Consider the following 18782-nt stretch of genomic DNA (forward strand, 5'->3'; position numbering starts at 1 on the left):
TTATGAAAGATATACTAAAAATAGTTGAAGAGATTTCTTTAGACCTAGACCACCTTAGAAAATTTATATACGAAAATCCAGAGCTTGGCTTTGAAGAATACAAGTCTTCCAAGGCTCACATGGACTTATTAAAAAAACATGGTTTTGAAATTGAATGTCCCTACATGGACTGTCCAACTTCCTTTAAGGCAGTTTACGATTCAAAAAAAGAGGGAAGAACAATTTCTTACTTGTCAGAATACGATGCTCTGCCAGGCATTGGTCACGGCTGTGGTCACAATGTTTTAGGGGCAACAGCAACAGGTGCAGGCATAGTTCTTTCAAAGTTAATAGATGATCTTGGCGGACGCGTAATAGTTTTTGGAACTGCAGCAGAAGAAGTTGGCGGCACAAAAATTGAAATTGCAAACTCTCATGAATTAGATGATGTGGATGTTGCCATTGAAATGCACCCAGCCTCTTATAATTCCCTTACGCCAAATTCCCTTGCCCTTGCTACAAGAAGATTTGAATTTTTTGGCAAAACATCTCACGCAGCAGATTCACCTGAAAAGGGGATTAATGCTCTGGATGCGCAAATAGTTTTATTTTCTGCCATAAATGCCCTTAGACAAGAGACTAAGGACGGAGCGAGAATTCACGGCATAATAAAGGATGGCGGCAAGGCGGCAAATATTATTCCTGACTACACTGATTCAAGATTTTACGCAAGAAGTCCAGAGAAAAAAGATCTCTTAGAAATTTTAGAAAAATTAGAAAATTGTGCAAGGGGAGCAGCTCTTGCCACAGGTTGCCAGCTTAAGATTTCTGAATATGAAAAGGGAAATGACAACACAGTGAGAAACCTTGCCTTTAACGAAGTTTTAAGAGAAAAAATGGAAAAATATCTTGACGAAGAGATAAGGGATGAAGAATTAAACAAGGGCTCAACTGATGCAGGAAACTTTTCGCACGAAATTCCAACTCTTCATGGCTACTTTAAAATTGCAGATGAGGGCGTAAGTGGTCACACAGTAGAGCTAAGAGATGCAACAATGACGGACTATGCCTTTAGTCAAATGAAAAAAGTTATTGCAGCAATAGTTGAAGTTGGTCTTGAAATTTTAAAAAATGATGAAGTTTATGAAAAAATAATGAAAGAATTCAAAGAAAATATTAAAAGTGGAAAAATTATCCCTCACAATGAATTAAATAAGGATTAAGTATTAAAAAACACTTCTGTTCTTGGTATAATGTAAAGAACAGAGGTGTTTTTTTGAAAACGGAAATTATAAAATTTAAAGGAAATGCAAAGGATAAAACTTATCTCAGAAAAATCAGCGACACTTTAAGAGAAGGAGGTCTTGTTGTCCTTCCAACGGAAACAGTTTATGGACTTGGTGGCAATGGACTTAACAAGAGAGCCTGCAAAAAAATATACGAAGCCAAGGGTAGACCTAGCGACAATCCACTAATACTTCACATAGCAGAAAATTCGCAGCTTGATGCTTTAGTTGCAGAAATTCCCGATGTGGCAAAAAAATGTATGGAAAAGTTTTGGCCAGGACCTCTCACTATTATTTTTAAGAGATCTGAAATAGTGCCAGACGAAGCTACAGGTGGACTTGAAACAGTTGCTATAAGAGAGCCAAGCAATGAAATCGCCCATGCTATTTTAAAGGCAGTGGACTTTCCAGTGGCGGCTCCTTCTGCAAATTTGTCAGGCAGACCATCTCCAACTAAGGTGGAACATGTAATAGAAGATTTAAATGGAAGGGTAGACATAATTGTGGACGGTGGTCACTCTGTAGTTGGCATTGAGTCAACTGTACTAGATGTGACAGTGGATCCCCCAATGATTTTAAGACCTGGAAAGATTACCCTAGAAGATTTAAGGGAAATCGATGAAAATATAACAATTGACAATGCCACAATTGATGCAAAAAGTGGTAAGATTCCAAAATCTCCAGGACAAAAATATAGACACTATGCTCCAAGAGCAGAGGCAATTTGTTTTGGTGGAAGGCTAGATAAGCTTGTCAATGAAATCAAAAAAAATATAAAAGAAAATAAGGGCAAAAAAATTGCAGTTCTTGCAACTGATGAAACTTATAATGAATACAAAAATTTAAATATAAAACTTTTGATTAACCTTGGTAGTAGAGAAAATCTTGAAGATGTTGCGGCAAATCTTTTTGACGCACTTAGAAGATGCGACGATGAAAATGTAGACATTATTTTCGCAGAGGGTTTTGAACTTAGGGGAATAGGTCTAAGCATTATGAATAGACTCTTGAAGGCTTGTAGCGGAAAAGTTGTCATGAGAATTTAGGAGGAAAAATGAAAATAGCAATTGGTTCTGACCACGCAGGTTTTTATTTAAAACAAGACCTAATAAAGTACTTAGAAGAAAAAAATATTGAAGTGAAGGACATGGGACCCTTTGACAATGGTCGAGTTGACTATCCAGACTATGGTCATGCAGTTGGTCACGAAGTAATAGACAATAAGATGGACTTTGGCATAGTTATCTGCGGCTCAGGAATTGGTATTTCAATTTCTGCAAATAAAGTTAAGGGAATAAGAGCTGCACTTTGCTCTGAGCCCTATTCTGCAAGGCTTGCAAGACGCCACAACGATGCCAATGTCCTTGCCATGGGGGCAAGACTAATTGGCCATGACATGGCTCTTGAAATAGTAGACGCCTTTTTAGATGAAAAATTTGAAGGCGGAAGACACATAAATAGAGTAAATAAAATTGAGGAGGAATAAAATGGGATACACAATAATAAAACATCCACTTATTGATCACAAAATGACAATTCTTAGAAAAAAAGAAACTAGCTCCATGGAATTTAGGCAAGTTGTAAATGAAATTGCAACTTTAATGGGCTACGAAGTCACAAGAGATTTAGAAACAGAAGACATTGAAATCGAAACTCCTATTGCAAAGACTGTGGGAAAGAGAATCTCTGGCAAAAAAATTGGCATAGTTCCTATTTTAAGAGCAGGTCTTGGCATGGTTGAAGGTCTACTTACTATAATTCCAGCAGCAAGAGTTGGTCACATTGGCATGTATAGGGATCCTGAAACTTTAAAGCCAGTTACCTATTATTCAAAATTACCTAAAGATGTAGCAGCAAGACAAATGATTATTGTGGACCCAATGCTTGCAACAGGAGGATCCCTAATAGAAGCCATTGACGAATTAAAGAGAAATGGTGCAAAAAATATTAAGTCAATAAATCTTTTGGCTGCACCAGAAGGCTTAAAGGCAGTTGAGAAAGCTCATCCAGATGTTGAAATTTACATTGCTGCCCTTGATGAGAAGTTAAACGAAAATGGATATATTGTACCTGGACTTGGAGATGCAGGAGACAGATTATTTGGAACGAAGTAAGAGGTTAATATGTATAATTTTTTAGTTCCTTTTTTTGCAGCTTTTATTTTGACCTTTGTGCAAATGCCCTTTGTCATAAAGCTTGCCAAAAAATTGGGATTTTTAGATGTGCCAAAGGATGGGAGAAGAGTTCACAAAAAGCCTATTCCTGTAGGTGGTGGCATTGCAATGGTAATAAGTGTGACTATTTTAATGCTTGTTTTTTTGAAGGCAGATAAGGCACTTATTTTGGCAATTATAAGTTCCCTTGTAATTGCACTTTCTGGACTTTATGACGACAAGTACGACTTAAGTCCAAAGTTGAAATTTGGCTTTCAAATCCTTGCAGCCATAATACTAATAAGTGGTGGAATGAAAATAGAATTTTTCACAAACCCCTTTGACTCACAGGATGCACTACTTATTTTGAATATGCTTTCCATACCAGTTACAATTTTTTGGGTCTGCGGCATTACTAATACAATAAATTTAATAGACGGACTTGATGGACTTGCTTCAGGTGTCTCTATGATATGTGCAATTTCAATGTTTTTTATAACATATCAAATGGGAAGATATGAGGTGAGCCTAGTTTGCGCCCTTGTGGCAGGAGCTTGCCTTGGATTTTTGCCCTTTAACTTTAATCCAGCAAAAGTATTTATGGGAGACACTGGAGCCCTATATCTTGGCTTTATGCTTTCCTATATAAGTATTTCAGGCTTTCTTAAACAAGCGGCAATACTTATGATTTTCGTGCCCGTAGTAATTTTAGGCGTGCCAGTATTTGACACAGCCTTTGCAATGCTAAGGCGTAAATTATCAGGTAAGTCCATAGTAGAAGCAGACAAGGGACATCTTCACCACAGACTTTTAAAAATGGGTCTAAATCAAAGACAGACAGTTGTGATTTTGTACTCCATTTCTGCAATCTTTGGCATACTTGCAAATGTAATTTCAAAGTTCCACTCATCCATTGGACTTATTATTTCAATAGGAGTTATTTTAATAATAGTCTTTACTGGAGTAGCTGCAGGCATGCTAAAAAATAAGGAGGAATAAATTGAAGGTATTATTTGTATTTGGTACAAGACCTGAAGGCATAAAGATGGCACCAATTATAAAAGAAATCGAAAAAAGAAAAGATCTCGAGTCATACACTTGTGTAACAGGTCAGCATAGGGAAATGCTAGACCAAGTCCTAGAAATTTTTGATATAAAGCCAGATTATGATTTAAATATTTTTAAAAAAGGTCAGTCTCTTACAGATGTAACTACAAAGACACTTTTGGGCTTAGAAGGTATCTTAGATGAATTAAAGCCAGACATACTTTTGGTGCAAGGAGACACCACAACAGTATTTGCAGCAGCACTTGCAGCCTTCTATAAAAAAATAAAGATAGGTCATGTTGAGGCAGGACTTAGGTCAGGCAACTTGTATTCACCCTATCCTGAAGAGGCAAATAGAAAACTAACGGGAGTGCTTTCCAATTATCATTTTGCACCAACAGAGTCCAATAGACAAAATCTCTTGAGAGAAGGTTATGATGATAAAAATATTTTTATAACTGGAAACACTGTTATTGATGCACTAAAGTATTCAGTTAAAGAAGATTTCCTATTTGACGATGAAATTTTGAACAATTTAGATTATAATAAAGATGTAGTACTCTTAACTGCACATAGGAGAGAAAACTGGGGAGAACCAATGGAAAATATTTTTTCTGCCATAAGACAAGTGGTCTTAGATAGAGAAAATATTGATATTGTCTTTCCAATTCACTTAAATCCAATTGTAAGGAATACTGCGAAAAAGTATTTTTCTGATTTAGACAGAGTTCATCTCATTGAACCTCTATCTTATTTGCCTTTTTCAAATCTCATGGCAAGAGTAAAATTTGTCGTGACAGATTCTGGAGGAGTGCAAGAAGAGGCTCCAGCTCTTGGTAAACCAGTTCTTGTTCTTAGAAATGAGACTGAGAGAATGGAAGGGGTAGAGGCAAAGACAGCTAAACTTGTAGGCACAGCATCACAAGATGTCTATGACAGTATAATTAGTTTATTAGATGATAAAAAATTGTACGAAGAAATGGCAAAGGCTGTCAATCCTTATGGAGATGGTCATGCAGCAAAGAAAATCGTTGATATTCTAGAAAAGATGAATTAATTTTAGGATATTAATTTATCTAGCTAGATTATGGGTATAACTTATTTAGAAGTTTTAGGAGGTAGATATCGTGGGAAAAACTATAAAAGAAATTAAAATTGGCGACACTGCTGAATTTACAAAGACAATTTCTGAGACAGATGTATATCTTTACGCCGGCATCACTGGCGACTTAAATCCTGCCCATATCAATGAAGTTCAAGCTGGCAAGGGAGCTTTTAAGACTAGAATTGCACATGGAATGCTTACAGCAGGCCTTGTATCAGCAGTTCTTGGCATGCAACTTCCTGGACCTGGCACTATTTATATGGGTCAAGAAATGAAGTTTACTAAACCTGTTTATATTGGAGACACAATTACAGCAAAAGTTGAAGCAATTGAGATAATTAAAGACAAAATTTTAAAACTCAAGACAACTTGTACAAATCAAAAGGGAGAAATTGTTTTAGACGGTGTGGCTACAGTATTGCCACCACGCGACTAATAAGGAGGAAAAAATGGAAGATAGAATTGTTATAGCATCAGCTGCAAGAACAGCTGTAGGTGATTTTGGCGGTCAATTTAAAACTGTTCCAGCAGTAGAACTTGGAGTAGTAGCAGTAAAAGAAGCTCTTAAAAGAGCAAATGTAAAACCTGATATGGTTGATGAAGCTTACATTGGTAATGTACTTCAAGCAGCACAAGGACAAAACGTTGCAAGACAAGTTGTTCTAGGAGCAGGAATTGATATCAAAACTCCAGCAGTTACTATTAACGTAGTTTGTGGATCAGGTCTTCGTGCAGTAAGTTTAGCAGCTCAAGTTATTAAAGCTGGCGACGCAGAAATCGTTCTTGCTGGTGGTACTGAATCAATGTCAATGGCACCTTATGCTCTTACAAACGAAAGATGGGGAGCAAGAATGGGCGACAAAAAAGTTGTTGACACAATGATTAAAGACGGTCTATGGGATGCTTTCAATGATTATCACATGGGTATTACAGCTGAAAATGTAGCTGAAAAATATGGCATTACTAGAGAAATGCAAGACGAACTTGCTACAAGATCTCAAAACAATGCAGAAAGAGCAAGAAAAGAAGGAAGATTCAAAGACGAAATCGTTCCTGTTGAAGTTAAAGATAGAAAAGGCAATGTAACAGTTGTTGACACTGACGAACACATTAGAGATGGCGTAACTAAAGAAGGACTTGCAAAACTTAGACCAGCTTTCAAAAAAGACGGCGGTACAGTTACTGCAGGTAACGCATCTGGAATCAACGACGGTGCAGCTATGCTTGTACTAATGAAAGAATCAAAGGCAAAAGAACTTGGAGTTACTCCTCTTGCATATATTATTTCTTATGCAACAGCTGGTGTTGACCCTAAGATTATGGGTACTGGCCCTATTCCTTCATCTACAAAAGCTCTTGAAATCGCAGGACTTAAGGCAGATGACCTTGATTTAATAGAAGCTAACGAAGCTTTCGCAGCTCAAGCTTGTGCAGTTAACCAAGTTATGAAATTTGACATCAATAAAGTCAATGTAAATGGTGGAGCTATTGCAATTGGTCACCCTATTGGAGCAAGTGGTGCAAGAATCTTAACTACACTTCTATTTGAAATGCAAAAGAGAGACGCTAAGAAGGGTCTAGCAACACTTTGTATCGGCGGAGGTATGGGAACTGCTCTTATCGTCGGAAGGGACTAATATGGACTGTAAATTTTTAATTGTTGAAAATAAAGGTGATGGAATTCTTCTTTTGACACTTAATAGAGAAAAGAGCCTAAACGCTCTTAACTCTGAAATGTTAAAGGAACTTCACAGATTCTTCTCACATGTAGAAGATGATGTTAGATGTATTATTGTAACTGGTGCAGGTAAATCCTTTGTAGCAGGTGCAGATATTGGGGAAATGGCAAACTTTTCTGCCAGTGAAGCCTATGACTTTGCAAAACTCGGCATGGACACTTTCATGGAAATTGAAAAATGTAGAGTGCCAGTAATAGCAGCAGTAAACGGCTTTGCACTAGGCGGTGGATGCGAAATTTCCATAGCTTGTGACATTAGAATTGCATCTACAAAGGCAAAATTTGGTCAACCAGAAGTAGGTCTTGGAATTACACCAGGTTTTGGTGGAACACAAAGACTTTCTAGGACAATTGGACCAGGATATGCAAAGGAATTAATTTATACTACAGAAATGATAGGCGCGGACAAAGCTTTGGAAATAGGTCTTGTAAATCATGTTTATGAGCCTGAAGAATTAATTGACAAAGCAGTTGAAATGGCAAAAAAGATTTCAAAAAATGCACCGAAAGCAGTAGAATATTCTAAAGCATCAATAATAAATGGCTCTCAAACAGATATAGATACAGCAATGCAAATTGAAAAAACTCACTTTGGCCTATGTTTTGCAACAAATGACCAAAAAGAAGGCATGAAGGCATTTTTAAATAAGGGAAAAACTGAATTTAAAGGAAAATAAGGTGAATAAAATGAAAATAGCAGTAGTAGGATCAGGTACTATGGGAGCAGGAATTGCTCAAGTACTTGCACCATATCACAAAGTAATTGTTAGAGATATAGCACCAGAAGCTCTTGAAAAAGCTATGGAAAAAATCAAAAAAGGTTATGAAAAAAACCTTGCTAAGGAAAGAATGACAAAGGAAGAAATGGAAACAGCTCTTTCTAATTTGTCAACATCAGCTGACATCAAAGATGTAGCAGATTGCGATCTTATCATAGAAGCAGCAACAGAAAATCCTAAGATTAAAAAAGCAATTTTCACAGAACTTTGCGAAACTTGTGAAGAAAAAACAGTTCTTGCATCAAACACTTCATCTCTTTCAATAACTGACATTGGCGCAGCAACAAAAAGACCTGAAAAAGTAATTGGCATGCACTTCTTTAACCCAGTTCCAGCCATGAAACTAGTTGAAGTTATTTCAGGAAAGAAAACTGATCCAAAAGTTAAAGATATGATTATCGAACTTTCAAAAGAAATTGGCAAAACTCCAGTAGAAGTTGACGAGGCTCCTGGTTTCGTAGTAAATAGAATTTTAATTCCTATGATTAACGAAGCAATTGGAATTTACGCTGAAGGCATTGCATCAGTAGAAGATATTGACACAGCAATGAAACTTGGCGCAAACCACCCAATGGGACCTCTAGCACTTGGAGATTTAGTAGGACTTGATGTAGTTCTTGCAATTATGGAAGTTCTTAATACAGAATTTGCCGACCCTAAATACAGACCTCATCCACTTCTTAAGAAAATGGTTAGAGCAGGACTTCTTGGAAGAAAAACAGGCGAAGGATTTTACAAATATTAATTTTAAAAAGATTAAGGGAAGGCAAGAGCCTTCTCTTTTTTTATAAGGTGATGACATGACAAAGGCTAAAATAAAAAATATTTTTCTTTCAATTTTAATTTTATCCACCTTAACTTTATTTTTATTTTTTGGACTGCCAAGAGAGGAGTCTATAACAAAAGTTAAAAGTGGCTATGGAAGAATTTTCCCAGAATATATTAGCTATAAAAATAAAAAGGGTTTAATCCAATATAGGGTTGATTTAAAATTAAATGAAAATAAAATAAAAAAAGATCCAAACTCTGAAAAGTATTACGCAGAATACAGGGGCACAATTAGACCAGAAGCCTTTAGCTTCAAATAAATTTGCACAAAAGTTAACTGACAAAATAATTTGAAATAATATAATGAAGGTAAAGATAAAATTATTTGGGAGGTTTCTATGATTTCTAAATTAAAAAGTAAAAGTGCAAAGATAATTTTAGGAGGTCTACTTCTTTTAGCCCTATTATTTTTATTTAACGGCTTTAAAAGTGAAATGGAAATTACAAGTGTAAAGAGGAGATACGATGCCTACAGCTTTCCTGAATACATAACTTACAAGACAAATAAGGGCTTGGTAAGATACAGGGGAGACTTAAAATTCAATCCAGACTCAGTTAAAATGGACAAAAATATTTATTATGGTGAATATTTTGGAAGAGTAAAAAAAGATGGATATATTTTTTTAAAATAATTAATTTTTCAAAAGGTTCTATTAATTTAGGACCTTTTAAATTTAAAAATAATATATAATAAAATCAGGCTTAAGTAAAATTGGAGAGGGATGGAAATATGACTAGGGACAAAAAAATTTTGAGGGCAAGTATTTTAATAGCCTATGTTTTTATAGGGCTTTACATATTATTTTATTCTGCAAAAATTTATAAGCTTAGAGATTTTAGTGGAATGTCTTTTTTATTCTCCCTAAGCCTTATAAATAATATTTCTCTTTTAACTTTTTTATTAGCTGATGACAGAAAAATTTTCCTAGATCACAGCTCTCTAGTGGTTTTATTTTCTCTGTGGATTTTGCTGGACTATATTTTTCTCTATAGATACAAAATAAATTTTAAATATACTTCCGAAGTCAGCCTGTCCTTTATTTATCTTTTGATTTTTTATAATTTTTATATATTTTTAAGCAGGGTGAAGGAGATTAAGTGGAAATATTTTAATTATTTTGCCCTTATTATTTTTTTATTGGCCTTTATTTCTAATTATTTTAACAGTACTTTTTACATGGGCTTAGTGAAAATTTCTAGGCTCTTTATTGCAGTTTTTCCACTATTTCTTGTTCTTACATATAGAAAAGAAATAAAAAAATATAGTCACAAGTTGCTTTCCAATGTCTGGATTATAAGCCTTATTTACTTGTTTTTATTTCTATTAATGAACTTCTTAAAGACCTTTACTTATGTTTACCTTAGGGAATTTATAATTTTATTTGTGGCGGAACTTTCAATTTTAATCTTTATAGTTTCCATGGACAAAAATTTGAAAAAAGTAATTTTTGATTTTTATAGGAATCCCATAAACTTTATATTCATTATTATTTTCACACTATTTTTTGAAAGCTTTGTCAAAAATTATAGGTTAGCCTTTCTTTTTGCCATGATTTTTTCCTTAAATATGGCAAATATTAAGCTGATAATAAAATTTAGGAAGATAACAAATAATAAGTCAGCCTACGAAAAATTTTTATACAATAATAAATTGGCAAAAAATTTGTCAGAAAATTTTGAGAGAAGAAGCCTGAGCTTTCTCCACGATGACATTTTGCAAGATATAATTTTGTCGAAAAAGTTTTTAGAAGATGAGAAAAATATGAGCAAGTCCCTAGAAATTCACAAGGGTCTCATTAAAAAGATTAGGCTGAAAATAAATTTAATAGAGCCAGCCTTTAGAGAGGGAATAAGTCACTACGAAATTTATAGAGACCTCATAAATTCTTTAAAGGAAATGTATCCCAAAGACAAGCTCCTTGAATTTTACTGCGACAAAAATATTTTTCTGCCCAGTCCCTATGACAAGGTAATTTATAAGTTTATTCATGAGATGGTCACAAACTTTTACAAACATTCCAAGGGCTATTTTTCTGAATTAAGGCTGGAAATTGAGGGTGAAATAATATTTTTGACTATTAAAAATTTTGAGGATTACCTTGATGAAGATTTTAATAGGAAAAATCACTCTGGCATCAGTTTTATGGAGGAGACCTTAAAAATTTACGGGGGAGACTTAATACTTAAAGATAAGATAGAAAAAGATTCAAAAGACCAAGCCTATGTGGAATTTATTATCAAGCTGCCAATTCAAGAGGAGATTGTAAATGAAAATTTTATTAATAGAAGATCATAAGATGATGGCAAGTTCATTAAAGGAATTTTTGGAAAAAGATAAATTTTTTGAAATTGATTTATTAGAGGATTTGAAAAATTTAGAAGACATAAACTTTTTAAAGTCCTATGATATTTTGCTTGTGGACATAAACTTAAGGGGCTTTGAAGAATCTTTAAACGGCTTAGACTTGGCAGAAAAAATTTTAAGTAAAGACAAAAATATAAAAATAGTGATTTTATCTGGCTATGATTTATTTTTTTATGGCGAAAGAGCAAAAAGTCTTGGGGCCTATGCCTTCATCTCCAAGGAAGAGGACATGGAAAGCCTTAGAAATAAATTAAGAGAAGTCTACCTTCATGATAAAAAATTTTTTAAGGAAAAGGAAATTTTAGAAAAGTTGACAGAAAAGGAAGTTGAAATAGTTAAACTTTATTGTTCAGGCTTAAAGAGAAGTCAAGTTGCCAAGGAACTTTTTATCTCCGAGAGGTCCCTTGCAGTTATGTTAAATCGAATTTATCAAAAGCTCTACATCAATAACTACCAAGAACTTATGAAAAAAGCTATGGATCTTGGAATCATTGATTCCTTTTAAAAATTTTTGATGTAAGGATAGGATAATAGCTTGACTTAAATTTTGCACAAAAGTTAATTGACATTATGCTTATTACTTATATAATTAAGGCAAAGAAGCCTTAAAATATTTTGATATTAAAAGTTAGATATGGGAGGAAATATGAATAAAACTAAAACAAATAAAATCGTCTTATCATCAGCCTATGGACTTTTGCTTTTACTAATCGCCTTTAATTTTTACTTAAATGGATATTTAAGGGACTATTCAATCTATGAATATAACTTTTTTTATGGATTAAACCTATTGATAATACCTTCACTTGTTTTATTATATTTTTACTTAAAGAAAGACTTGAGGAAATTAAAGCCTCTACTTTATTTTTTATTAATAGGCATGTTTTTCTTAAATATTTTTATTTTTAATGAGGCAAGGGGAAGAATAAGTTCTTATGAAGAGGGAAATATTAAATCAGTTGAATTAAATATTTAAAAAAATTGGAGGACTAGGAGTCCTCCTTTTGTATTTTATAAAATATTCTTGCTTTAATTACTTGAAATTTTATTTGCAAGATAAGTTTTTATTTTACATTTTATCTTTTGGTCTAAAGTTAGGTTTATAAGAGATTCAAAATTTCACCAATAGAAGAAATTTTGTAATTTGCATCTTTTCCTTCTTCGTCACATCCAAAGCCGTAGCTGCAAAAAATGCTCTTTAAATTATTAATTCTTGCTGCTTTTATGTCGTGGTGTCTGTCGCCCACAAAGATGATCTCTTCCTTTATCTTTTGCCTTTCCATTTTTATGATCTCATCCTTTGGAATGTAGTCATAAGTTTCTGCGGCAAAATATTTTTTGAAATAATTTTTTATCCCATAGACATCAAGGGCAGTGTCTAGATAAGATTCTCGACAGTTGGATAGAATGTAGAGGTCATAATTCTTGTAAAGTTCTTCTAAAACTTTTATAGTACCATCATAAAGTTCGCCTATGCCCTTTTTTATGTTTTCATCCATATTTTTACCTACAAGAGCCATGACTTCTTTTTTCAAATTTTCATCTGCACCCCTTGCAATGAGTTCGTAGGCAAAGTTTGGCTTCTCGCCTAAAAATTTTGCCACATTTTTTTCTGAAAGTTCAAAGTCCCATGCAAAGCCATGGTCTCGCAAAAATTCTACGCCAGAAGAAAAAGCTGGATAATAGATTTTAATGGTATTGTGAAGGGTGCCGTCAAAGTCAAAAATTATGGACTTTACATTTTTAAGGCCATCATTTTTATATTGCAAATTTTCTTTTGCCAGCTTAGCCACGAATATCGCCTAATAGGTTTGCCATTTCTATTGCAGCTGTTGCAGCATCAAAGCCCTTGTTGCCAGCCTTTGTGCCCGCTCTTTCAATTGCTTGTTCAATATTTTCTGTCGTGATGACGCCGAAAATTATTGGCACGCCAGTTTCAAGAGATGAAGATGCAATTCCCTTGGCAACTTCTGCTGATACAAGTTCGTAGTGAGTAGTTGCACCACGAATAACTGCGCCTAGGGCAATTACTGCGTCATATCTTTTTGTCATGGCAAGGGATTTTGCTGCTAGGGGAATTTCAAAAGACCCTGGAACCCAAATCACTTCGATTTCATCGTCATTAACTCCATGCCTTTTTAGTCCGTCTATACATCCGTCTAAGAGCTTTGAGACTATAAACTCGTTAAATCTTGCCAAAACTATGGCGTATTTTTTTCCTTCAGATTTTAAATTTGCACTGTAAATTTTCATAATTCCTCCATTTATTTTTTCTCTTAATTATTTTTTTCTCTTAAAAATATTAAATTATTTGCTAAATTCAGATAAGATGTGGTTCATCTTTTCTGCCTTTGTTCTCAAATAAAATTCGTCGTGCTTAGTTGAGTGAATTTCAATTGGCACTCTTTCCTTTATGATCATGCCAAATTCTTGAAGAGAGTAGACCTTGTCAGGGTTATTTGTAAGAAGACGAAGTTCCTTTACTCCCAAATCTTGCAAGATTTGTGCGCCAGTTGAATAGTCTCTGGCATCTTCAGGAAAGCCAAGAGCCAAGTTTGCCTCAACTGTATCCATGCCCTGGTCTTGTAGGGCATAGGCGCGAATTTTATTGACAAGGCCGATGCCACGACCTTCTTGACGCATGTAAAGCAAAATCCCTCTGCCTTCCTCGTCAATTTTTTTCATGGCAAGGTGAAGTTGGTTGCCACAGTCGCATCTTGATGAGCCAAAGCAATCGCCAGTTAGACATTCAGAGTGAACTCTTGTGAGGACGTCCATGCCGTCACCAATTTCGCCTTTCACAAGGGCAATGTGGTGTTCGCCAGTAACCTTGTCGATGTAGGCATGAGCCCTAAAGTCGCCAAACTTTGTTGGAAGTTTTGCCTCTGCAACTTTTTCTACAATTTTTTCATGTCTCTTTCTATAAATTAAAAGTTCTTCAGTTGTAGTGATTTTCATGTCTAATTTTTTTGCAAGCTTAAATAAATCTTCGCCACGCATCATGTGACCGTCATCTTGCATAATTTCACAGCAGAGACCAACTTCTTTTAGACCAGCAATTTTTAATAAATCAACTGTTGCCTCAGTGTGTCCTCGTCTCACAAAAATTCCATCTTTTTTAGCTACAAGAGGAAACATATGACCAGGTCTTCTAAAGTCCTCTGGCTTTGCATCATCTTCTGCAAGTTTATTTGCAGTTAAGGCTCTTTCCCAAGCAGAAATTCCTGTAGTTGTGTCGATGTGGTCAACGGAAACTGTAAAGGCAGTTTCGTGGTTGTCAGTGTTGTCGGCAACCATTTGATTTAAGTCAAGTTTTTCTGCGTAAGATTTTGACATTGGCATACAAATAAGTCCCTTGGCAAGAGATGCCATGGTGTTTAAACTTTCACCAGTGGCAAATTCTGCAGCTTGAATCATGTCGCCTTCATTTTCTCTGTCAGGTTCGTCTGTTACTATTATAATTTCGCCCTTTTTTAAGGCTTCAACAACTTCTTCGATTGTGTTAACTTTCATGTCTTCTCCTCTCAAATTTCTATATAAAATTTACTTAAAATCCATTTTCTAATAAAAAATTCTTTGTTATTTTGCTTGCTTCTTTAGTATTGACAAAATTGTAGACATAGCGGCCAATAATATCTGTCTCAATGTTTATTTTTTCGCCAAGATTTTTACTTGCAAGATTGGTGTCTGCAATTGTGGTTGGAATAATTGAGACTTCAAAATAATTTTCGCCTACCTTTGATACAGTGAGGCTAATGCCATCAAGAGCAATAGATCCCTTTTCGGCAATGTATTTAAAATTATCTGAGTCAAATTTTATCCTGTAGACAATTTCGTGACCCCTCTTTAAAATATTTATGATTTCGCCAACTCCATCAACATGACCTTGGACTATGTGACCGTCAAGTCTTTTTGTAGGACTAAGAGCACGCTCTAAGTTTAAGGCTTGACCCCTGCTTAAATTTTTAAAGTTAGTTGAATTTATAGTTTCAACCATAACTTCAGCCTTATAAAAATCATCGCCAAGCTCTGTCACAGTTAGGCAGACGCCATTTGTGGCAATGGAGTCGCCTCTCTTTGTGCCTTCCAAAACTTTTTTGCAGGAAATTTTTAAGGTGTAGAGGTCCTTTTCCTTTTTTATGTCAGCAAGTCTTCCAATTTCTTCTATTATTCCCGTAAAAATTTCAATCACACCTTCCAGTGACAAGTATGTCGTCAAATAATTTTTCGCATTTCATGTCCTTTATTTTTATGGCATCTTTTAATTCATGGATTTCCAAATCGCCAAGGGCAGGAATGCCCTTTGAGCCAAGCAAGATTGGCGCCATGAAAATATAAAATTTATCCACTAAATTATTTTTTAGCATCTCAGCGTTAAGAGTCCTTCCACCTTCAAGAAGGATGGAGGAAATGTCGTAGTCCTTTAATTTTTCCATTAAGTCCTTTAAATCAACCTTGTCATTTTTTTCGCCACATATTAAAACTTCTACATTTTTCATTTTTTTAAGCTTTTCAAGTTTTTCCCTGTCACAATTTTTTGTAGTTGCAATAATTGCAAGACTTTCTAAATCCTCTGAAAGAAGCTTTGCATCAAGGGGAATCCTAAGCCTTGAATCCGTTACAATTCTTATGGGATTGACCCTGTATTTGCCATGACGAACATTTAATGTTGGGTCATCTGCAAGAACTGTTCCTATGCCAACCATAATTGCGTCAAGCTTTCCTCGAAGCTCATGAGAGTATGCCCTAGAAAAATCTGATGTTATCCACTTGGACTCGCCACTTGAAGTTGCAATTTTCCCGTCAAGGGACATGCCAGCCTTTAGGACAACAAAGGGTCTCTTATTTTTTACATAGGTAAAAAATCTCTCGTTTAAGTTCAAACATTCTTCTTGGCAGACACCTTCTGTTATAGAAATCCCAGCATCTTCCAAAATTTTTATGCCGCCGCCAGAAACTTTAGGGAAGGGGTCAGTCGTTCCAATTACAACTCTTGTTATGCCTTCTTCCACAATTCGATTGGCGCAGGGTGGAGTCTTGCCAAAGTGAGAGCAAGGCTCTAGGTTTACATAGAGAGTGGCACCCTTAAGGTCATTGCCTCGACTTTTTGCATCTTCAATGGCATTTACCTCTGCGTGGTTTTGGCCAAACTTTAAGTGGGCGCCCTCGCCAATTATTTCTTCATCTTTTACAATTACGCAGCCCACTAGAGGATTAGTCTTTGTGTGACCAATGCCCTTTTCTGCAAGTTCTAGGGCACGAAGCATATAAAAGCTGTCGTTAAAATTTTCTACATACATTAAATCACCTATAAAAAAAGAGCCCAGACAGGGCTCAAAAATTTAAATTTATCTTCTTTCATCCAGACTTTACTGTCGGTATTGGAATCTAACCAATTCAGCTTGCGCTCGCGGACTTTACCGCCGGTGAGGAATTGCACCTCGCCCTGAAGAATTTTATTTACTTATAAGTTTATGATATCACTAGATTATAAATTGTCAAGAAGAGAAAAATCATTTTCCCAACTTGTGGCTCTTAATAATTTTTAGGACATCACTTAACACTTCACTCATTTCTCTGTCGCTGTCGATGATATAATCTGCATAAGAGTCTAAATTTTCTAAAACAGAAAGTCTTTTTTCTATGACGCTTTCATCTTCAGCTCTCTTAATCATTCTCTTTTTCAAAACTTCCTTGGAGCATTTTAAATAAATTGAGAGGGCATTTTTAAATTCCTTTTTTATGGCAAGGACGCCTTCTTTATCCACTATAATAACGCAGTCTCTTTTGTCATTATTATTTAATTCAAGATCTTCTTTTAAAGTTGAATAATAATTTCCTGCATAGCAAGTTGAGCCAATAAATAAATTTTCCTCTTCCATTTTTTTAAAGTCAGAAATATTTATAAAATTATAATCAAGACCGTCAACTTCCTTGGGACGAGGAGGTCTCGTTGTGTAAGTTATTATTTTATTTAAACCCTCTTTTGCAAGTTCATCCCTAAGTGTGCTCTTGCCAGAGCCAGAGTGTCCAAGTATTAAGTAAATCATAGCCTCTCCTTTAAATTTATTATTACAAGTATAACACATATATCAAATTACTTTACAAATTTTAATTTTTGAAGTAATATAAAAAAGATAAAATATTAGATGGAGGTCAAGATGAAACATTTAATAGAGCCACTAGATTTTACAACTGAAGAATACGAAGAAATTTTTAGTCTGGTTGATGACATTATCGCAAATCCTATTCACTATTCTCATTTTTGCGAAAATAAGTTATTGGCCAGTCTTTTTTTTGAACCATCAACGAGAACAAGACTTTCCTTTGAGACGGCTATGCTAAGACTTGGAGGAAGGGTAATTGGTTTTTCTGATGCAGGAGTTAGCTCTTCAACTAAGGGCGAGACTCTTTTAGATACAATTAGGGTAATAGAAAATTACGCAGACATTTGTGCCATGCGTCACCCCAAGGAAGGTGCAGCCCTTCTTGCATCAAAGGTGGTTACTAAGATGCCAATAATAAATGCAGGAGACGGAGGACACTTTCACCCAACACAAACTCTTGCCGACTTAATAACAATTAGGCACTACAAAAAATCCTTTGACAACTTGACAGTTGGGCTTTGCGGAGATTTAAAATTTGGAAGGACTATTCACTCTCTAGTGAGGGCCCTAAACCGCTACAAAAATGTAAAATTTGTATTTATTTCCCCTGAAGAATTAAAGATGCCAGAGCCCTTTAAAAACTTCATTGACAAGGAAAATTACACTGAGACCAGAGACCTTATGAGCGCCATAAGTGACTTAGACATACTATATATGTCAAGAGTGCAAAAGGAAAGATTTGTATCTTCTGACGAGTACGAAAGATTAAAGGACTACTACATCTTAACAGAAGAAAAATTAAAATCAGCCAAGGATGACATGTACATCCTCCATCCTCTTCCAAGAGTAAATGAAATTGCACCAGAAGTGGACAAGGACCCTCGTGCAGTTTATTTTGAACAGACAAAGTTTGGCATGTATGGCAGAATGGCACTTATTATAAAACTTTTGGAGGCTAACAAATGATAAATGTTTCAAAGATAAAAAAGGGAATTGTCCTAGACCACATCGAGGCAGGTCGCGCTCATGTCCTTTATAAGGCATTGGAGCTAGAAAAAGTTACTGACGCAGTTGTTCTTATGCAAAATATTTTTTCAACTTCTATGGGCAAAAAAGATATAATAAAAATAGAAACGGACTACAATTTGGACTTCACAGTCTTGGGACTTATTGCTCCACACACTACAGTTAACTTCATAGAAGATGGGGAAAGAGTGAAAAAAATTCGCATGGAACTTCCTGAAGTAGTTGAGGGTGTACTGGAGTGCAAAAACCCTAGATGCATTTCAAATAGCGAAAGGGAAATTTCAGGTCATAAATTTTATCTCTACGACAGAGACAAAAAAGAATACAAGTGCGAATACTGCGATACAGTTACCACTTATGGAGAATAAA

Annotated in this window: 23 protein-coding genes and 1 riboswitch; of the genes, 17 read left to right on the forward strand and 6 right to left on the reverse strand. The window is 35.1% G+C overall.

Features of this window, described 5'->3' with window-relative positions:
* Positions 1-2: 2 nt before the first annotated feature.
* The 15 genes from Q0U74_RS02775 to Q0U74_RS02845 all read left to right on the forward strand — a co-directional run bounded on the left by Q0U74_RS02775 (position 3) and on the right by Q0U74_RS02845 (position 12256).
* Positions 3-1202, forward strand: a complete 1200-nt coding sequence (locus Q0U74_RS02775; RefSeq protein WP_297392580.1) for a M20 family metallopeptidase — start codon at positions 3-5, stop codon at positions 1200-1202.
* A gap of 53 nt (positions 1203-1255) precedes the next feature.
* Positions 1256-2311: an L-threonylcarbamoyladenylate synthase gene (locus tag Q0U74_RS02780; protein ID WP_297392581.1), complete on the forward strand. Its 1056-nt coding sequence runs from the start codon at positions 1256-1258 to the stop codon at positions 2309-2311.
* A gap of 8 nt (positions 2312-2319) precedes the next feature.
* Positions 2320-2751: a ribose 5-phosphate isomerase B gene (gene rpiB, locus Q0U74_RS02785; protein WP_297392582.1), complete on the forward strand. Its 432-nt coding sequence runs from the start codon at positions 2320-2322 to the stop codon at positions 2749-2751.
* 1 nt (position 2752) lies between these two features.
* Positions 2753-3379 (forward strand): uracil phosphoribosyltransferase, encoded by a 627-nt coding sequence (upp, locus tag Q0U74_RS02790; protein WP_297392583.1) that lies wholly within the window; start codon positions 2753-2755, stop codon positions 3377-3379.
* Between the two features lie 9 nt (positions 3380-3388).
* On the forward strand, positions 3389-4417 hold the full coding sequence (locus Q0U74_RS02795) for a glycosyltransferase family 4 protein (protein ID WP_297392584.1): 1029 nt from the start codon (positions 3389-3391) through the stop codon (positions 4415-4417).
* A gap of 1 nt (position 4418) precedes the next feature.
* Positions 4419-5522 carry a non-hydrolyzing UDP-N-acetylglucosamine 2-epimerase gene (wecB, locus tag Q0U74_RS02800; RefSeq protein WP_297392585.1) on the forward strand — a complete coding sequence of 368 codons (1104 nt, stop codon included), beginning with the start codon at positions 4419-4421 and terminating at the stop codon, positions 5520-5522.
* A 67-nt stretch (positions 5523-5589) separates the two neighbouring features.
* Positions 5590-6006 carry a MaoC family dehydratase gene (locus Q0U74_RS02805; RefSeq protein WP_297392639.1) on the forward strand — a complete coding sequence of 139 codons (417 nt, stop codon included), beginning with the start codon at positions 5590-5592 and terminating at the stop codon, positions 6004-6006.
* A gap of 13 nt (positions 6007-6019) precedes the next feature.
* On the forward strand, positions 6020-7207 hold the full coding sequence (locus tag Q0U74_RS02810) for an acetyl-CoA C-acetyltransferase (RefSeq protein ID WP_297392586.1): 1188 nt from the start codon (positions 6020-6022) through the stop codon (positions 7205-7207).
* Position 7208: 1 nt separating this feature from the next.
* On the forward strand, positions 7209-7985 hold the full coding sequence (locus Q0U74_RS02815; RefSeq protein WP_297392587.1) for an enoyl-CoA hydratase-related protein: 777 nt from the start codon (positions 7209-7211) through the stop codon (positions 7983-7985).
* A 10-nt stretch (positions 7986-7995) separates the two neighbouring features.
* The gene (locus Q0U74_RS02820; RefSeq protein WP_297392588.1) at positions 7996-8832 is read left to right on the forward strand and encodes a 3-hydroxybutyryl-CoA dehydrogenase; all 837 of its coding nucleotides are present in this window, start codon (positions 7996-7998) and stop codon (positions 8830-8832) included.
* Between the two features lie 55 nt (positions 8833-8887).
* Entirely contained in the window at positions 8888-9175 is a 288-nt protein-coding gene (locus Q0U74_RS02825; protein ID WP_297392589.1) for a hypothetical protein, read from the forward strand.
* A gap of 78 nt (positions 9176-9253) precedes the next feature.
* The gene (locus Q0U74_RS02830) at positions 9254-9547 is read left to right on the forward strand and encodes a hypothetical protein (protein ID WP_297392590.1); all 294 of its coding nucleotides are present in this window, start codon (positions 9254-9256) and stop codon (positions 9545-9547) included.
* Between the two features lie 98 nt (positions 9548-9645).
* On the forward strand, positions 9646-11211 hold the full coding sequence (locus Q0U74_RS02835; RefSeq protein ID WP_297392591.1) for a hypothetical protein: 1566 nt from the start codon (positions 9646-9648) through the stop codon (positions 11209-11211).
* Positions 11183-11785, forward strand: coding sequence for a response regulator transcription factor (locus tag Q0U74_RS02840; protein WP_297392592.1), 603 nt, complete (start codon positions 11183-11185; stop codon positions 11783-11785). Before Q0U74_RS02835 ends, Q0U74_RS02840 begins: the two co-directional genes overlap by 29 nt.
* 141 nt (positions 11786-11926) lie before the next feature.
* Positions 11927-12256 (forward strand): hypothetical protein, encoded by a 330-nt coding sequence (locus Q0U74_RS02845; RefSeq protein WP_297392593.1) that lies wholly within the window; start codon positions 11927-11929, stop codon positions 12254-12256.
* A gap of 124 nt (positions 12257-12380) precedes the next feature.
* Here Q0U74_RS02845 and Q0U74_RS02850 read toward each other — a convergent pair whose 3' ends face one another.
* The 6 genes from Q0U74_RS02850 to Q0U74_RS02875 form a co-directional block, all read right to left on the reverse strand.
* Positions 12381-13073: an HAD family hydrolase gene (locus Q0U74_RS02850; RefSeq protein WP_297392594.1), complete on the reverse strand. Its 693-nt coding sequence runs from the start codon at positions 13071-13073 to the stop codon at positions 12381-12383.
* Positions 13066-13533 (reverse strand): 6,7-dimethyl-8-ribityllumazine synthase, encoded by a 468-nt coding sequence (ribE, locus tag Q0U74_RS02855; RefSeq protein WP_297392595.1) that lies wholly within the window; start codon positions 13531-13533, stop codon positions 13066-13068. Before ribE ends, Q0U74_RS02850 begins: the two co-directional genes overlap by 8 nt.
* Before the next feature lie 54 nt (positions 13534-13587).
* Complete coding sequence (locus Q0U74_RS02860) at positions 13588-14793, reverse strand: bifunctional 3,4-dihydroxy-2-butanone-4-phosphate synthase/GTP cyclohydrolase II (RefSeq protein WP_297392596.1); 1206 nt, start codon at positions 14791-14793, stop codon at positions 13588-13590.
* A gap of 34 nt (positions 14794-14827) precedes the next feature.
* Complete coding sequence (locus Q0U74_RS02865) at positions 14828-15472, reverse strand: riboflavin synthase (RefSeq protein WP_297392597.1); 645 nt, start codon at positions 15470-15472, stop codon at positions 14828-14830.
* Positions 15465-16580: a bifunctional diaminohydroxyphosphoribosylaminopyrimidine deaminase/5-amino-6-(5-phosphoribosylamino)uracil reductase RibD gene (gene ribD / locus Q0U74_RS02870; protein WP_297392598.1), complete on the reverse strand. Its 1116-nt coding sequence runs from the start codon at positions 16578-16580 to the stop codon at positions 15465-15467. The genes Q0U74_RS02865 and ribD overlap by 8 nt, the downstream gene beginning before the upstream one ends.
* Before the next feature lie 46 nt (positions 16581-16626).
* Positions 16627-16738: riboswitch (FMN riboswitch) on the reverse strand.
* A 55-nt stretch (positions 16739-16793) separates the two neighbouring features.
* The gene (locus Q0U74_RS02875) at positions 16794-17330 is read right to left on the reverse strand and encodes a guanylate kinase (RefSeq protein WP_297392599.1); all 537 of its coding nucleotides are present in this window, start codon (positions 17328-17330) and stop codon (positions 16794-16796) included.
* Positions 17331-17441: 111 nt separating this feature from the next.
* Between Q0U74_RS02875 and pyrB the strand changes: the two genes are divergently transcribed.
* Together pyrB and Q0U74_RS02885 are read left to right on the forward strand one after the other, a co-directional pair.
* Positions 17442-18353, forward strand: a complete 912-nt coding sequence (gene pyrB / locus Q0U74_RS02880) for an aspartate carbamoyltransferase (protein ID WP_297392600.1) — start codon at positions 17442-17444, stop codon at positions 18351-18353.
* Positions 18350-18781, forward strand: coding sequence for an aspartate carbamoyltransferase regulatory subunit (locus Q0U74_RS02885; protein ID WP_297392601.1), 432 nt, complete (start codon positions 18350-18352; stop codon positions 18779-18781). Before pyrB ends, Q0U74_RS02885 begins: the two co-directional genes overlap by 4 nt.
* Position 18782 lies beyond the last annotated feature (1 nt).

Source organism: uncultured Peptoniphilus sp., assembly GCF_946998875.1.
Classification (GTDB): Bacteria; Bacillota; Clostridia; order Tissierellales; family Peptoniphilaceae; genus Peptoniphilus_A.

Excerpts from the sequence above, each read along its gene's own strand:
- Q0U74_RS02830 (WP_297392590.1), top strand. The coding sequence starts at position 9,254 with ATGATTTCTAAATTAAAAAGTAAAAGTGCAAAGATAATTTTAGGAGGT.
- Q0U74_RS02825 (WP_297392589.1), top strand. The coding sequence starts at position 8,888 with ATGACAAAGGCTAAAATAAAAAATATTTTTCTTTCAATTTTAATTTTA.
- Q0U74_RS02795 (WP_297392584.1), top strand. The coding sequence starts at position 3,389 with ATGTATAATTTTTTAGTTCCTTTTTTTGCAGCTTTTATTTTGACCTTT.
- Q0U74_RS02845 (WP_297392593.1), top strand. The coding sequence starts at position 11,927 with ATGAATAAAACTAAAACAAATAAAATCGTCTTATCATCAGCCTATGGA.
- Q0U74_RS02820 (WP_297392588.1), top strand. The coding sequence starts at position 7,996 with ATGAAAATAGCAGTAGTAGGATCAGGTACTATGGGAGCAGGAATTGCT.
- Q0U74_RS02875 (WP_297392599.1), bottom strand. The coding sequence starts at position 17,330 with ATGATTTACTTAATACTTGGACACTCTGGCTCTGGCAAGAGCACACTT.
- Q0U74_RS02815 (WP_297392587.1), top strand. The coding sequence starts at position 7,209 with ATGGACTGTAAATTTTTAATTGTTGAAAATAAAGGTGATGGAATTCTT.
- ribD (WP_297392598.1), bottom strand. The coding sequence starts at position 16,580 with ATGTATGTAGAAAATTTTAACGACAGCTTTTATATGCTTCGTGCCCTA.
- Q0U74_RS02775 (WP_297392580.1), top strand. The coding sequence starts at position 3 with ATGAAAGATATACTAAAAATAGTTGAAGAGATTTCTTTAGACCTAGAC.
- Q0U74_RS02885 (WP_297392601.1), top strand. The coding sequence starts at position 18,350 with ATGATAAATGTTTCAAAGATAAAAAAGGGAATTGTCCTAGACCACATC.
- Q0U74_RS02860 (WP_297392596.1), bottom strand. The coding sequence starts at position 14,793 with ATGAAAGTTAACACAATCGAAGAAGTTGTTGAAGCCTTAAAAAAGGGC.
- Q0U74_RS02840 (WP_297392592.1), top strand. The coding sequence starts at position 11,183 with ATGAAAATTTTATTAATAGAAGATCATAAGATGATGGCAAGTTCATTA.
- rpiB (WP_297392582.1), top strand. The coding sequence starts at position 2,320 with ATGAAAATAGCAATTGGTTCTGACCACGCAGGTTTTTATTTAAAACAA.
- ribE (WP_297392595.1), bottom strand. The coding sequence starts at position 13,533 with ATGAAAATTTACAGTGCAAATTTAAAATCTGAAGGAAAAAAATACGCC.
- pyrB (WP_297392600.1), top strand. The coding sequence starts at position 17,442 with ATGAAACATTTAATAGAGCCACTAGATTTTACAACTGAAGAATACGAA.
- Q0U74_RS02810 (WP_297392586.1), top strand. The coding sequence starts at position 6,020 with ATGGAAGATAGAATTGTTATAGCATCAGCTGCAAGAACAGCTGTAGGT.
- upp (WP_297392583.1), top strand. The coding sequence starts at position 2,753 with ATGGGATACACAATAATAAAACATCCACTTATTGATCACAAAATGACA.
- Q0U74_RS02835 (WP_297392591.1), top strand. The coding sequence starts at position 9,646 with ATGACTAGGGACAAAAAAATTTTGAGGGCAAGTATTTTAATAGCCTAT.